The sequence below is a fragment of the Streptomyces sp. SS1-1 genome (assembly GCF_008973465.1).
In the GTDB taxonomy this organism is placed as follows: Bacteria; Actinomycetota; Actinomycetes; order Streptomycetales; family Streptomycetaceae; genus Streptomyces.
In genome coordinates this window covers 4281821-4295658 of record NZ_WBXN01000004.1, presented here as the reverse complement: position 1 = coordinate 4295658, position 13838 = coordinate 4281821, and the positions used below count along the sequence as shown (strand labels likewise).

Annotated in this window: 13 protein-coding genes; 4 read left to right on the top strand and 9 right to left on the bottom strand. The window is 71.8% G+C overall.

Translation table 11 applies throughout. The annotated features are described in order from the left end of the window. The first annotated feature begins 27 nt into the window (after positions 1–27). On the top strand, positions 28–1464 hold the full coding sequence (locus F8R89_RS21240; protein WP_151785419.1) for an NAD(P)H-hydrate dehydratase: 1437 nt from the start codon (positions 28–30) through the stop codon (positions 1462–1464). Positions 1465–1492: 28 nt separating this feature from the next. On the opposite strand, the gene F8R89_RS21235 is transcribed toward F8R89_RS21240, so the two are convergent. Both F8R89_RS21235 and glmS read right to left on the bottom strand, forming a co-directional pair. Beyond that, positions 1493–1891 carry a GNAT family N-acetyltransferase gene (locus F8R89_RS21235; RefSeq protein WP_151785418.1) on the bottom strand — a complete coding sequence of 133 codons (399 nt, stop codon included), beginning with the start codon at positions 1889–1891 and terminating at the stop codon, positions 1493–1495. Positions 1892–1943: 52 nt separating this feature from the next. Beyond that, complete coding sequence (gene glmS / locus F8R89_RS21230) at positions 1944–3791, bottom strand: glutamine--fructose-6-phosphate transaminase (isomerizing) (RefSeq protein WP_151785417.1); 1848 nt, start codon at positions 3789–3791, stop codon at positions 1944–1946. A 165-nt stretch (positions 3792–3956) separates the two neighbouring features. On the opposite strand from glmS, the gene coaA reads away from it, so the two are divergent. Together coaA and F8R89_RS21220 are read left to right on the top strand one after the other, a co-directional pair. After that, the gene (gene coaA / locus F8R89_RS21225; RefSeq protein ID WP_151785416.1) at positions 3957–4946 is read left to right on the top strand and encodes a type I pantothenate kinase; all 990 of its coding nucleotides are present in this window, start codon (positions 3957–3959) and stop codon (positions 4944–4946) included. Positions 4947–4962: 16 nt separating this feature from the next. Then, the gene (locus F8R89_RS21220) at positions 4963–5901 is read left to right on the top strand and encodes a DUF389 domain-containing protein (protein WP_151785415.1); all 939 of its coding nucleotides are present in this window, start codon (positions 4963–4965) and stop codon (positions 5899–5901) included. Between the two features lie 58 nt (positions 5902–5959). Here F8R89_RS21220 and glmM read toward each other — a convergent pair whose 3' ends face one another. The 4 genes from glmM to F8R89_RS21200 form a co-directional block, all read right to left on the bottom strand. Beyond that, on the bottom strand, positions 5960–7318 hold the full coding sequence (glmM, locus tag F8R89_RS21215) for a phosphoglucosamine mutase (protein WP_151785414.1): 1359 nt from the start codon (positions 7316–7318) through the stop codon (positions 5960–5962). Between the two features lie 236 nt (positions 7319–7554). Beyond that, entirely contained in the window at positions 7555–8067 is a 513-nt protein-coding gene (gene rpsI / locus F8R89_RS21210) for a 30S ribosomal protein S9 (RefSeq protein WP_062664011.1), read from the bottom strand. Positions 8068–8109: 42 nt separating this feature from the next. Next, positions 8110–8553: a 50S ribosomal protein L13 gene (rplM, locus tag F8R89_RS21205; protein ID WP_010036634.1), complete on the bottom strand. Its 444-nt coding sequence runs from the start codon at positions 8551–8553 to the stop codon at positions 8110–8112. Between the two features lie 273 nt (positions 8554–8826). Further along, the gene (locus tag F8R89_RS21200) at positions 8827–10035 is read right to left on the bottom strand and encodes a glycosyltransferase 87 family protein (RefSeq protein ID WP_151785413.1); all 1209 of its coding nucleotides are present in this window, start codon (positions 10033–10035) and stop codon (positions 8827–8829) included. 73 nt (positions 10036–10108) lie between these two features. On the opposite strand from F8R89_RS21200, the gene F8R89_RS21195 reads away from it, so the two are divergent. Next, positions 10109–10993 (top strand): hypothetical protein, encoded by an 885-nt coding sequence (locus F8R89_RS21195; RefSeq protein WP_151785412.1) that lies wholly within the window; start codon positions 10109–10111, stop codon positions 10991–10993. Between the two features lie 190 nt (positions 10994–11183). Here the strand turns inward: F8R89_RS21195 and truA are convergent, their stop codons facing one another. The 3 genes from truA to F8R89_RS21180 form a co-directional block, all read right to left on the bottom strand. After that, a complete protein-coding gene (gene truA / locus F8R89_RS21190; protein ID WP_151785411.1) occupies positions 11184–12041 on the bottom strand; it encodes a tRNA pseudouridine(38-40) synthase TruA in 858 nt (285 codons plus the stop codon). A 74-nt stretch (positions 12042–12115) separates the two neighbouring features. Then, entirely contained in the window at positions 12116–12607 is a 492-nt protein-coding gene (gene rplQ / locus F8R89_RS21185; RefSeq protein ID WP_151785410.1) for a 50S ribosomal protein L17, read from the bottom strand. A gap of 184 nt (positions 12608–12791) precedes the next feature. Continuing rightward, the gene (locus F8R89_RS21180; protein ID WP_003966937.1) at positions 12792–13814 is read right to left on the bottom strand and encodes a DNA-directed RNA polymerase subunit alpha; all 1023 of its coding nucleotides are present in this window, start codon (positions 13812–13814) and stop codon (positions 12792–12794) included. Positions 13815–13838 lie beyond the last annotated feature (24 nt).

Sequence of the window (13838 nt, the reverse complement as noted above, 5' to 3'; positions counted from 1 at the left end):
GCGGCCCGGTGCGTCAGACTCGGTCGTATGCGGACTGCTTACGGCGTGGAGACGGTGAGGGCGGCCGAACGGGAGCTGATGGCACGGCTCCCCGAGGGCGCGCTGATGCAGCGGGCGGCGGCCGGACTCGCCGCGGCCTGCGCGGACCTGCTGGGCCGGGTGTACGGCCGCCGGATCGTGCTGCTGGTCGGCAGCGGCGACAACGGCGGTGACGCCCTGTACGCCGGGGCCCGCCTCGCCCGGCGAGGGGCGGGTGTCACGGCGGTGCTGCTCTCCCCGGACCGGGCGCACCCGGGCGGCCTGGCCGCGCTCCGCAAGGCGGGCGGCCGCAGCGCGACGGCCGACGCGGGCGGGGAGTTGATCGGGCGCGCCGACCTCGTCGTGGACGGCATCGTCGGGATCGGCGGCAAGGGCGGGCTGCGCCCGGAGGCGGCGGCGCTCGCGCATGCCGCGGAGCGGGCCCGGGTGCCGGTGGTCGCGGTGGACCTGCCGAGCGGTGTGGACGCCGACACCGGCGAGGTGCGTGGGACGGCGATGCGGGCGGACCTCACCGTCACGTTCGGCACGCACAAGCCGGGGCTGCTGATCGACCCGGCCCGTGAACACGCCGGTGTGGTGCGGCTCGTCGACATCGGGCTGGCGCTGCCGCACGACGCGGTGGAGCTGGAGGCGCTGCAACACGCGGACGTGGCGCGGCTGTTGCCGGTGCCGGCGGCGGAGTCCGACAAGTACCGCCGGGGCGTGGTCGGCATCGCGGCCGGTTCGGCGCGCTATCCGGGGGCCGCCGTGCTCGCGGTGTCGGGGGCGCTGCGCGGCGGGGCCGGGGCGGTGCGGTACGTGGGCCCGGCAGGGGACGCGGTGATCACCCGGTTCCCGGAGACGCTGGTGTCGGACCGGGGGCCGCGCAAGGCCGGGCGGGTCCAGGCGTGGGTGGTCGGGCCGGGCGCCGGTGACGACGCGGCGACGGTCGCGGAGGTCCTGTCGACGGACGTGCCGGTGCTGATCGACGCCGACGGGTTGCGGCTCGCGGACCCGGAGGCGGTACGGGCGCGGACGGCGCCGACGCTGATGACCCCGCACGCCGGGGAGGCGGCGGCGCTGCTCGGCGTCACCCGTGAGGAGGTCGAGGCGGCCCGGCTGACGTCGGTGCGCGAGCTGGCGGCGCGCTACACGGCGACCGTGCTGCTGAAGGGCTCCACGACCCTGGTGGCCGGCGCCGGGGGCACGGGCCCGGTCCGGGTGAACCCCACGGGCACCTCCTGGCTGGCCACGGCCGGGAGCGGTGACGTCCTGTCGGGCCTCGCGGGCTCCCTGCTGGCGGCGGGCCTCGCCCCGCTGGACGCGGCGAGCGCCGGGGCGTATCTGCACGGGCTGTCGGCCCGGTTCGCGGCGGACGGCGCCCCGCTGGCCGCCCACGACGTGGCGGAGGGCGTCCCGGAGGCGTGGCGGGACGTGACGGGCTGACGGGACGGCGGGGTGAGCGGGCGGCGGGTCAGCGCAGGGCGATCAGCCCCGCGTCCGTCGGCCTGAACTCGCACGCCTCGAAGTAGAAGGGGCGCAGCCGTTCCTCGAAGTCGACGTGCAGCCAGTGGCAGCCCGCCGAGCGCGCCTCCTCGGCGGCGACGGCCACGAGTTCGGTCCCGACGCCCCTCCCTCGCGCGTCCGAGGCGACCATCGTGTCGAGGAGGAAGGCGTGCGCACCGCCGTCCCAGACGACGTTGACGAACCCAACGAGCCGCCCGTCCCGGTGTGCGCAGACCCAGCCGAGGCTGTGCCCGCGCACCCGCGCGCCCCACTCGGTGCCCGTCGGAGCGTGCCCGAACGCCTCGCCGTGCAGGGCGTCGACGGCCGCGTCCTCGAAGTCGCCCCGCCACGCGTACGTGATCGTCATGCCGGGGAGCGTAGGCGGCGGGCGGCTCCGCGCGCCGGGGTTTTGCCGCCGCCTACTCCACCGTCACGGACTTCGCGAGGTTGCGCGGCTGGTCCACCTCGTTGCCGCGGGCCGTGGCCAGTTCGCAGGCGAAGACCTGGAGGGGGACGGTCGCCACCAGCGGCTGGAGCAGGGTCGGGGTGGCCGGGATGCGGATGAGGTGGTCGGCGTACGGCACGACCGTCTCGTCGCCCTCCTCCGCGATGACGATGGTGCGCGCCCCCCGCGCCCGGATCTCCTGGATGTTGGAGACGATCTTGTCGTGCAGGACCGACCGGCCGCGCGGCGACGGCACGACCACGACGACGGGCAGGTCGTCCTCGATCAGGGCGATCGGACCGTGCTTCAGCTCGCCCGCCGCGAAGCCCTCGGCGTGCATGTAGGCGAGTTCCTTCAGCTTCAGGGCGCCTTCGAGGGCGACCGGGTAGCCGACGTGCCGGCCGAGGAACAGCACCGTGTTCTTCGCGGCGAGGCTCCGCGCCAGCTCCCGCACGGGTTCCATGGTCTCCAGCACCCGGTCGACCGCGCCGGCGATCTGTGAGAGGTCCCGGATGACCGCCCGGATCTCGTCGCCCCACTTGGTGCCCCGCACCTGCCCCAGGTACAGCGCCACCAGATAGCAGGCGACCAGCTGTGTCAGGAACGCCTTCGTCGAGGCGACCGCGACCTCCGGCCCGGCGTGCGTGTACAGCACGGCGTCGGACTCGCGCGGGATCGTCGACCCGTTGGTGTTGCAGATCGCCAGCACCCTGGCGCCCTGCTCACGGGCGTGCCGCAGCGCCATGAGGGTGTCCATGGTCTCCCCGGACTGCGAGATGGCGACGACCAGGGTCTGCTGGTCCATGATCGGGTCCCGGTACCGGAACTCGCTCGCCAGCTCCACCTCGCAGGGGATGCGCGTCCAGTGCTCGATGGCGTACTTGGCGATGAGCCCGGCGTGGAAGGCCGTCCCGCAGGCGACGATGACGACCTTGTCGACCTCGCGCAGCTCGGACGCGCTGATCCGCACCTCGTCGAGCCGGAGCGAGCCGGCCGCGTCGATGCGCCCGAGCAGGGTGTCGGCGACCGCCTTGGGCTGCTCGGCGATCTCCTTGAGCATGAAGTAGTCGTAGCCGCCCTTCTCGGCGGCGGCGGCGTCCCAGTCGACCTCGTAGGAACGCACGTCGGCGGGCCGCCCGTCGAACCCGGTGACCCGCACCCCGTCCCGGCGCAGTTCCACGACCTGGTCCTGGCCCAGCTCGATCGCCGAGCGGGTGTGGGCGATGAACGCGGCGACGTCCGACGCGAGGAACGCCTCGCCCTCGCCGACGCCCACCACGAGCGGCGAGTTGCGCCGGGCGCCCACCACGACGTCCGGCTCGTCGGCGTGCACGGCGACCAGCGTGAAGGCGCCCTCCAGCCGGCGGCACACCAGCCGCATGGCCTCGGCGAGGTCGGCCGTCGCCGAGAACTCCTCGGCGAGCAGATGGGCGACGACCTCGGTGTCGGTCTCGGAGGCCAGGTCATGGCCGCGTTCGGCCAGCTCGGCGCGCAGGCCGGCGAAGTTCTCGATGATGCCGTTGTGGACGACGGCGACCCGTCCGGCGTTGTCGAGGTGCGGGTGGGCGTTGGCGTCCGTGGGGCCGCCGTGGGTGGCCCAGCGGGTGTGCCCGATGCCGGTGGTGCCGGTCGGCAGCGGCCGCTCGGTCAGCTCCTTCTCGAGGTTGACGAGCTTCCCGGCCTTCTTCCCGGCCGCCAGCCCGCCGTCCGCGAGCACCGCGACCCCGGCCGAGTCGTACCCCTGGTATTCGAGCCGCTTCAGTCCGGCCATCACGATGTCGAGCGCCGGCTGCGACCCCACGTATCCCACGATTCCGCACATGCGCGGCAGCCTACGGGCGGAGCCGGAGCGCGAAGGGCCGAATCGTGCCCGATTTCGGAAATTCCTACGGTGGTACGAACGCTTCCGGCGGCCGGAGGCAGCCGGATGGGCGCCGAGTGACGGATCCCACCCTGCCGTCCGTTCGTACTGCCGTAACAATGGACTGTGATCTCTCCGGTCTCCTCGATCCCCCGGAGCGCCCACCGGCAGCGGCCGGAGGCGACTCCCTACGTGGACCTCACCCGCTCGGAGTGGAGCGCGCTGCGCGACAAGACCCCGCTGCCGCTCACGGCGGAGGAGGTCGAGAAGCTGCGCGGTCTCGGTGACGTCATCGACCTCGACGAGGTGCGGGACATCTACCTCCCGCTCTCCCGCCTGCTCAATCTCTACGTCGGTGCCACCGACGGCCTGCGCGGCGCGCTGAACACCTTCCTCGGCGAGCAGGGCTCCCAGTCCGGCACACCCTTCGTCATAGGGGTCGCCGGCTCGGTCGCGGTGGGCAAGTCGACGGTGGCCCGTCTGCTGCAGGCGCTGCTGTCGCGCTGGCCCGAGCACCCGCGCGTCGAGCTGGTCACCACCGACGGCTTCCTGCTGCCCACCCGGGAGCTGCAGAAGCGCGGCCTGATGTCCCGCAAGGGGTTCCCGGAGTCGTACGACCGGCGGGCGCTCACCCGGTTCGTCGCCGACATCAAGGCGGGCAAGGACGAGGTCACCGCCCCCGTCTACTCGCACCTGATCTACGACATCGTCCCGGACAAGCGGCTCACCGTGCGCCGGCCCGACATCCTGATCGTCGAGGGCCTGAACGTGCTCCAGCCCGCCCTGCCGGGCAAGGACGGCCGCACCCGCGTCGGACTCGCCGACTACTTCGACTTCAGCGTGTACGTCGACGCCCGCGCCGAGGACATCGAGAGCTGGTACCTGCACCGCTTCAAGCGGCTGCGCGAGACGGCGTTCCAGAACCCGTCCTCGTACTTCCGCAAGTACACCCAGGTCTCCGAGGAGGAGGCCCTGGACTACGCCCGCACGATGTGGCGGACCATCAACAAGCCGAACCTGGTGGAGAACATCGCCCCCACCCGCGGCCGCGCCACCCTCGTCGTCCGCAAGGGCCCGGACCACAAGGTGCAGCGCCTGAGCCTGCGCAAGCTGTGACGGCTACGCTGCCCCCATGCTCCACCTCCGGCTGATCTCGCCTACCGACCGGACCGAGGACGTGGTCCGGCTGATCGAGCGGACGGTGGGGACGGCCCATCTCGTCGTCCTGTCCGGCGCCGCCCGCGACCCCGCCGGGGACCTCGTCCTGTGCGACGTGGCGCGGGAGTCGGGCGACGCGCTCCTCACCGGGCTCCAGCGACTGGGCATCGAGGACGACGGGGCCATCGCCGTCGAGAACGTCGACCTGTCGCTGTCCCGGCGGGCCGAACAGGCGGAGAGGGACGCGCCCGGCGAAGCCGCGGACGCGGTGCTGTGGGACCACCTGACGGAGGCCACGCACGAGGAGTCGACGCTCTCCGCGACCTATCTGGCGTTCATCACCCTGGCCACCATGATCGCCGCGTGCGGTGTGGTGCTGGACAACGCGGTGCTGATCGTCGGGGCGATGGCGGTCGGCCCGGAGTTCGGGCCGCTGGCCGGGATCTCCACGGCGATGGTGCGGCGCCGGCCCCGGCTGGCCCTGCGCTCGGTGATCGCGCTGATCTCGGGGTTCGCCGTCGCGATGGCGGTGACCGTGGGCTTCAGTTGGTTCATGGACGCGCTGGGGCTGTTCTCCGAACGGCAGTTGGAGGGCGACCGGCCCAACACGGCCTTCGTCTACGCCCCCGACTGGTTCTCGTTCATCGTGGCCGTCCTCGCGGGCACAGCCGGAACCCTGTCGCTGACCTCGGCCAAGTCCGGTGCCCTGGTGGGCGTCGCCATCTCCGTGACGACGGTGCCGGCCGCCGCCAACGCGGCCGTCGCCCTCAGCTACGGCGACACCCGGCAGACCTGGGGCTCCTCGGAACAGCTCCTGCTGAACCTGCTGGGCATCGTCCTGGCGGGCACGTTCACGCTGCTGCTCCAGAGGTGGTTCTGGTCCCGGCAGCCGCGCAAGGTCAACGCCGTCTGACACGGCGGGAACCGCACGGCGCGTCACGCCGCGCGGTCCCCGCCCCCCTGACGGAGTGTCAGCCGAGCGCGGACTTCACCACGTCGGCCAGGCGGCCGGCCACGGACCGGGCCTGCTCGATGTCGGCCGCCTCGACCATCACGCGGACCAGCGGCTCGGTGCCCGAGGGGCGCAGCAGCACCCGTCCGGTGGCGCCGAGTTCGCGCTCGGCGTCGGTGACGGCCGCCGCGAGCTCCGCCGACGTCCTCACCCGCGACCTGTCCACGTCGGGGACGTTGATCAGGACCTGCGGCAGCCGGTCCATGACGCCGGCCAGCTCCCGCAGCGAGCGCCCGGTCTGCGCGACGCGGGCCGCGAGCAGCAGTCCGGTCAGCGTGCCGTCGCCGGTGGTGGCGTGGTCGAGGATGATGACGTGCCCGGACTGCTCGCCGCCGAGGGCGTAGCCGTGCTCCTTCATCTCCTCCAGCACGTACCGGTCGCCGACGGACGTCTGCACCAGCTTCAGGCCCTCGCGCTCCAGCGCCAGTTTGAAGCCCAGGTTGGACATCACGGTCGCCACCACGGTGTCGGACCGCAGCACGGACCGCTCCCGCATGGCGAGGGCCAGCACGGCGAGGATCTGGTCGCCGTCCACTTCGTCACCGGTGTGGTCCACGGCCAGGCAGCGGTCGGCGTCGCCGTCGTGCGCGACACCGAGGTCGGCGCCGTGCTCGAGGACGGCGGCCTTCAGCTTCTCCAGGTGGGTGGAGCCGCAGCCGTCGTTGATGTTGAGCCCGTCCGGCTCGGCCCCGATGGTGACGACCTCGGCGCCGGCCCGCCGGAACGCCTCCGGCGACACCCCGGCGGCGGCGCCGTGCGCCTCGTCCAGGACGATCTTCAGGCCCTCCAGGCGGTTGGGCAGCACGCCGAGGAGGTGCCCGACGTAGTCGTCGAAGCCCTCCTCGTAGTCGCGTACCCGGCCGACGCCCGCGCCCGTCGGCCGCTCCCACGGCTCGCCGTGCCGGTGGGAGTCGTACACCGACTCGATCCTGTCCTCCAGTTCGTCGGCGAGCTTGTGGCCGCCGCGGGCGAAGAACTTGATCCCGTTGTCGGGCATGGCGTTGTGGCTGGCGGAGAGCATGACACCGAGGTCGGCGCCGAGCGAGCCCGTGAGATACGCCACCGCGGGCGTCGGCAGCACACCGACGCGCAGGACGTCCACACCGGCGCTCGCGAGACCGGCGACCACGGCGGCCTCCAGGAACTCCCCGGACGCGCGCGGGTCCCTCCCGACCACCGCGGTCGGCCGGTGGCCTTCAAAGGTGCCCGCCTCGGCCAGTACGTGCGCCGCCGCCACGGAGAGACCGAGAGCCATCTCGGCCGTCAGATCCGCGTTGGCGACACCCCGCACGCCGTCCGTGCCGAAGAGTCGTCCCACTTGTCCTCCTGAGGAAACTTCACTGCCGGGAAGCGGAGCCGGCGCCCGCCCTGCCGCCTGCCGCCGGTGGCTCCCGCTTTCCGGCATTCCATGCCGGGGCAGCGGATCACACAAGCCTTTGAACGTCTTGTGCCGTTATACGCCCGCGCCCGGTGATAAGACGAACGCCCCGGTGGCACAGTGGCGTGCCGCCGGGGCGTTCGGAGTACCGGAGTACGTGCAGAGGCAGCTGGCGCTTAGCGCTTGCTGTACTGCGGGGCCTTGCGGGCCTTCTTGAGACCGGCCTTCTTGCGCTCGACCGCACGGTCGTCGCGCTTGAGGAAGCCGGCCTTCTTCAGCGGGCCGCGGTTGTTGTCGACGTCGGCCTCGTTCAGCGCGCGGGCGACACCGAGACGGAGCGCGCCGGCCTGACCGGAGACACCGCCACCCGAGATACGGGCGACGACGTCGTAACGACCTTCAAGCTCGAGGACCTTGAAGGGCTCGTTGACTTCCTGCTGGTGCACCTTGTTCGGGAAGTAGTCCTCGAGGGTGCGACCGTTGATCTTCCACTTGCCGGTGCCCGGAACGATCCGGACGCGGGCGATGGCGTTCTTGCGACGGCCCAGGCCGGCGGCCGGCTGGGGCTCACCGAAGCGCGAGGCGAGGGACTCGGAGGTGTACTCGCCCTCCACCGGAACCTCGGACTCGGTGGTGTAGCTGTCGATGTCAAGCTCTTCGAGCGGCTGCTCGGCAGTGGTCTCGGCCACGATTCTCCTCAGATTCTCTTCAGTCTTAGGGGGTGGCCGGACTTACTGCGCGACCTGGGTGATCTCGTACGGCTGCGGCTGCTGCGCGCCGTGCGGGTGCTGGTCACCCTTGTAGACCTTCAGCTTCGAGAGCATCTGACGGCCCAGCGTGTTCTTGGGGAGCATGCCCTTGACGGCCTTTTCGATGGCCTTCTCGGGGTTCTTGTCGAGGAGCTCGTCGTAACGGACGGAGCGCAGACCACCCGGGTAGCCGGAGTGGCGGTACGCCATCTTCTGGGTCCGCTTGTTGCCGGAGAGGTGCACCTTGTCGGCGTTGATGATGATGACGAAGTCACCAGCGTCGACGTGCGGCGCGTAGATCGGCTTGTGCTTGCCCCGGAGGAGCGTCGCGGCAGTGGTGGCGAGACGACCCAGGACGACGTCCTGAGCGTCGATGACGTGCCACTGGCGCGTCACATCGCCGGGCTTGGGGCTGTACGTACGCACGGTTCGTAGCCTTCGCTTCGAGTGAATGGTCCTGAACAGGTCACCGAAACGATCACGACAGCCTGAGCCACTGCGGCGACGCATACCGCGTACGTGGGGTTGCTGGTCATCGGCCCGGTGGACCGGTGTAAGGGCCCGTCCCGTGAGAATGAGCAAGCCAATACACAACGAACATGCAGGATACCTGCGGGGCCCCAGCCGGGTCAAAACGGGTTGCCCACGGCCGGCGTCGCTGTTCCAGGTCCAGGGTAGTCGACCGCCGGGGCCCACCCGTCACACGCCGGACGCGCTGCTCGGCGCCGCCGCCCCCCGCGAGGGCGGGACGGGCACGGCCGGCGCCGTCTCCCGGCCCGACCGCCGCCAGGAGTGCAGGCCCACCGTCACCGCGAGGGCGCACAGCGTCACGGCGTCCCGGAAGGCCCGCCGCTCCCCCGCCTCCAGATAGGGCCAGGTCACCCCGGGCAGCTGCGGCACCAGGGCCATCCAGAACCAGACCGAGCGGGTCACCGACGCCGCGTACGGCAGCCCCGCCAGCAGCAGCGGCACCGGGACCAGCAGATAGTGGTCGTACGACGGCCGGGAGACCAGGAACGCCGAGAGCATCAGCAGCGCCCCGGTCTCCGCGTACCGCAGCGGGCCCCCGTCGCCGCGCCAGCGCCGGTGGGCGCACACCAGCCCCGCCGCGGCCAGCGCGAACGCCAGCGCCCCGGCCAGGGCTCCCGGCACCCCCAGCCGGGGCAGCACGGCCGCCGGGGACGCCTCGTAGAGCCGGACGAACCGGTCGTCGCCGCTGAGCAGGAACGGCACGGTCCGCGTGAAGAACCCGGCGGGGTCCGGCAGCAGCAGGGCCGCGCCGGCCGAGGCCGCCACCGGCACCGCGACCAGCACGCCCAGCGCGCGCCACCGCCGGGCGAACACGAACAGCAGGGCCATCGGCGCGAGCAGCGGCTTCAGCGCCACCGCCGCCCCGAGCACCGCCGCCGCGGCCACCCACCGCCCGCGCCCCGCGAGCAGCAGCGCCAGGGGCAGGGCCAGGGCGGCGGTCGCCGTCCAGTTGCCCAGCCAGACGAGATGGGCGAAGGGGGCGAAGCCCGCCGCGAGCGCGAGCAGGCCGAGGGCCGCGAAGCGGCTGCGCAGGGGGACGCCGTGCAGCCGCAGCGCGCAGACCCAGCCGCCCACCAGGCATCCGGTCACCACGAGGGGCGCCAGCACGCACAGCACGTCCCGGTCCACGAAGACCTGCGGGGCGGCGGCCAGCACCGCGCTCGGCAGATAGAGGAAGTGGGGGTCGTCATACGGCGAGCCGCCGTCCAGCCACGCCTTCGCCGCCCGGACGACGATGGCGTTGTCCATCCCTCCGCGCGAGGTCAGCCGGGCCGTGCGCGCCACGAGGGCCCCCAGCACGGCGACCAGCGCGACCCACAGCGGCCAGGACGCCCGTCGTACCAACCACCCGGACATGTCGCTTTTGCGCTCGCTCATCCCCTGAACGCTAGGTGGCGAAGGGCCCTTTGGGGCGGACCGGCACACCCGAGGTCCGTCTAAGATGCGCCCCATGAGCTACGGGCAGCAGGGGGGACCCCCGTCCCAGTGGGATCCCTGGAAACCGCATTCCCAGCAGCCGTGGACCGGCGGCACCGACCAGACCCCGGACTGGGCGGCGCTGGCCGAGGCGTCGGAGACCCGCAACAAGCGGCGCCGGCTGCTGTTCATCGGCGGTGGCGCACTGGCCACCGTCGCCATCGGCGCGGCCGTGGCGGTGGCGGTGGTGTCGGCGAACGGGGACAACTCCGCGTCCGGCAAACCGGCTTCCGGCCTGCCCTCGACGACTGACCTGCCGGGCGAGTCGGCGGCCGTCCCGTCGTTCGCGCCCACCAGCGCGCCGCCGCCGCTGGACCCGAAGGACTTCGTGGCCAGCAAGAACAAGGACACGGCCCCGCTCGGCGCCCAGATCCTCTTCCCCGGCACCCAGCTGACCATGGGGGAGACGGTCTACAAGAAGGGCGCGACGGACGACACGAAGAACTGTTCCGCCGCCACCAAGGGCGGGCTGCCGAAGCTCCTCGCCGAGGGCGGCTGCACCCGCTTCATGCGGGTCTCCTACGTCAAGGACGGCATCGCGGTGACCGTCGGCGTGGCCGTCTTCGACACCGAGGCGAAGGCGCAGAAGGTCAAGAGCAAGGTCGACACCAAGAAGGACATCGTCCGTTCGCTGTCCGGAAAGGGCGTCAAGGACTTCTGCACGGCGGCGGTCTGCCGCTCGACCTCCAACTCCTACGGCCGGTACGCCTACTTCACCATCACGGGCTTCACCAACGGCCGGAACATGACGGACAAGGACACCGCCGCCTTCAAGGCCGGTGACGACCTCGCCGAGTTCACGTTCCGTCAGATCCGCCGGCGCGGCGAGGCGCAGGCGTCCGCGGCGGCCGGCGAGTGACCGGCCGCCCGTAGGGCGCGGGCTCCACCGGGCCGGGGACCCCGGCCCGGCCCGGGACGGCCCGGGACACTCCTAGAGCCGCTTGGCGCTGCGCAGCGTCTTGGCGTAGTAGCCGTTGCCGTCGAGCCGGGAGACACCGCCGACGTCGCCGATGGTGGGCCCGTTGACCACCGGGACTGAGCGCCGCGGCTCAGCAGCAGCCGGCGCCCGGCAGCGTCCGCTTGTTCCGCGCCTCCTTGTTCCGCGCGGCGAGCAGCTCGTCCGCCGGGTAGCCGACCTCTTCGAGGGTCAGCCCGTGCGGCCGTACGACGTGTACGGCGGAGTCCCGGACACCGGCGGCGAGCACCTTCCCGGGCCAGTCCGGGGGCCGGTGCCCGTCCCCCACGAACAGCAGCGCCCCGATGAGGGAGCGCACCATGTTGTGGCAGAAGGCGTCCGCCCGCACGGTCGCGGTGATGATCCCGTCGTCCCCGCGCACCAGGCTCAGCTCCTGGAGGGTGCGGATGGTCGTGGCGCCCTCCCGCTTCTTGCAGTAGGCCGCGAAGTCGTGCTCCCCGAGGAGCGCCCGGGCCGCCTCGTTCATGGCGTCCACGTCGAGCGGCCAGTCGTGCCACAGGACGTGGTTGCGCAGCAGCGGATCGACGCCCCCGGGGTTGTCGGTCACGCGGTAGGCGTACCGCCGCCACACCGCGGAGAACCGGGCGTTGAACCCGGCGGGTGCCTCGCGCAGCGCCCAGACACGCACGTCCCTGGGCAGCCGTCCGGCGAGCCGCTTGAGCAGCTTCTCGCTGTGCTCGGCCCACACCGAGCGCGGCAGATCCACGTGCGCGACCTGCCCGCGCGCGTGCACCCCTGCGTCCGTCCGCCCCGCGACGGTCAGCTCGTACGTGGTGTCCCCGGACCGGGTGACGGTCCGCAACGCGTCCTCGATCTCCCCCTGCACGGTCCGCCGCCCGCCGGCCTGCTTGGCCCACCCGGAGAACTCGGTGCCGTCGTACGACAGGTCGAGGCGCAGCCGTACGTATCCGGGTTCCACTTCGTCACTCACCCGTAGATCCTCTCAGCGACACGAAAGCGGGCCCGCCCCCGGAAGGGACGGACCCGCGATCGAACAGCCCTGGACTAGGCGTCCTTCGACTCCTCGGCGGGAGCCTCGTCGGCCTTGGTCGTGTCGACCGTGGTCTCGGCGGCCTCGGCGTCCTTGGCGGCACGCTTGGTGGCGGCCTCGGCCTCACCCGTGGCCTCCTGGGCGACCGTCAGCGCCTCGACCAGCTCGATGACAGCCATGGGCGCGTTGTCGCCACGGCGGTTACCGATCTTGGTGATCCGGGTGTAGCCACCCGGGCGGTTCTCGTACCGCGGGCCGATCTCGGTGAAGAGCGTGTGGACGATGCCCTTGTCCGTGATGACCTGGAGCACCTGACGGCGGTTGTGAAGGTCGCCCTTCTTCGCCTTGGTGATCAGACGCTCGGCGTACGGCCGCAGACGGCGGGCCTTCGCCTCGGTGGTGGTGATGCGGCCGTGCTCGAAGAGGCTCTTCGCCAGGTTCGCGAGGAGGAGCTTCTCGTGCGCGGCGCTGCCGCCCAGACGGGCACCCTTGGTGGGCTTCGGCATGTTCTTTCTCCTGTGTGTCTGCCCCGGCCGTATCAGGTACCGGAGTCAGTATCCGAGCAGGCGGTCGCCTGTCGGAGATCCGGGCACAGGCCCCGCGAGGGGCCGTGCCCGGAAGGGGCGCGGGGAACTGCGCGAGAAACCACAGCGCACCCGCACCCAAGTACGGACCGGATGGCCCGAGCTCTTAGTACTGCTCGGTCTCCACGAAGCCCGCGTCCGCGTCGTCGTCCGCCCCGAAGGCGTCCGCGGCGGCGGTCGGGTCGAACCCGGGAGGCGAGTCCTTGAGCGCCAGGCCCATACCCGCGAGCTTCGCCTTGACCTCGTCGATCGACTTGGCGCCGAAGTTGCGGATGTCGAGCAGGTCGGCCTCGGAACGCGCCACGAGCTCACCCACGGAGTGGATGCCCTCGCGCTTGAGGCAGTTGTACGACCGAACGGTGAGCTCCAGCTCCTCGATCGGCAGCGCCAGGTCGGCGGCGAGCGCGGCGTCCGTCGGGGACGGACCCATGTCGATGCCCTCGGCGTCGATGTTCAGCTCGCGGGCGAGACCGAACAGCTCGACCAGGGTCTTGCCGGCGGAGGCCATGGCGTCACGGGGACGCATCGCCTGCTTGGTCTCGACGTCGACGATCAGCTTGTCGAAGTCGGTGCGCTGCTCGACACGCGTGGCCTCGACCTTGTACGTGACCTTCAGCACCGGCGAGTAGATGGAGTCGACCGGGATACGGCCGATCTCCTGGCCCACCTGCTTGTTCTGCACGGCGGAGACGTAACCGCGGCCACGCTCGACCGTCAGCTCCATCTCCAGCTTGCCCTTGCCGTTGAGCGTGGCGAGGACGAGGTCGGGGTTGTGCACCTCGACACCGGCCGGGGGCGCGATGTCGGCGGCGGTGACCAGACCCGGGCCCTGCTTGCGCAGGTACATCACGACGGGCTCGTCGTGCTCCGAGGAGACGACCAGCTGCTTGATGTTGAGGATCAGGTCGGTGACGTCCTCCTTGACACCCGGCACGGTGGTGAACTCGTGCAGGACACCGTCGATGCGGATGCTGGTGACAGCGGCTCCGGGGATCGACGACAGGAGGGTGCGGCGCAGGGAGTTGCCGAGGGTGTAGCCGAAGCCCGGCTCCAGCGGCTCGATCACGAACCGGGAGCGGAATTCGTCGACGACCTCTTCGGTCAACGAGGGACGCTGAGCGATCAGCATGTGTGGATCAGATCCTTCATTCGT

Excerpts from the sequence above, each read along its gene's own strand:
- rplQ (WP_151785410.1), bottom strand. The coding sequence starts at position 12,607 with ATGCCGAAGCCCACCAAGGGTGCCCGTCTGGGCGGCAGCGCCGCGCAC.
- F8R89_RS21235 (WP_151785418.1), bottom strand. The coding sequence starts at position 1,891 with ATGACGATCACGTACGCGTGGCGGGGCGACTTCGAGGACGCGGCCGTC.
- glmS (WP_151785417.1), bottom strand. The coding sequence starts at position 3,791 with ATGTGCGGAATCGTGGGATACGTGGGGTCGCAGCCGGCGCTCGACATC.
- F8R89_RS21195 (WP_151785412.1), top strand. The coding sequence starts at position 10,109 with ATGAGCTACGGGCAGCAGGGGGGACCCCCGTCCCAGTGGGATCCCTGG.
- F8R89_RS21240 (WP_151785419.1), top strand. The coding sequence starts at position 28 with ATGCGGACTGCTTACGGCGTGGAGACGGTGAGGGCGGCCGAACGGGAG.
- F8R89_RS21220 (WP_151785415.1), top strand. The coding sequence starts at position 4,963 with ATGCTCCACCTCCGGCTGATCTCGCCTACCGACCGGACCGAGGACGTG.
- F8R89_RS21180 (WP_003966937.1), bottom strand. The coding sequence starts at position 13,814 with ATGCTGATCGCTCAGCGTCCCTCGTTGACCGAAGAGGTCGTCGACGAA.
- F8R89_RS21200 (WP_151785413.1), bottom strand. The coding sequence starts at position 10,035 with ATGAGCGAGCGCAAAAGCGACATGTCCGGGTGGTTGGTACGACGGGCG.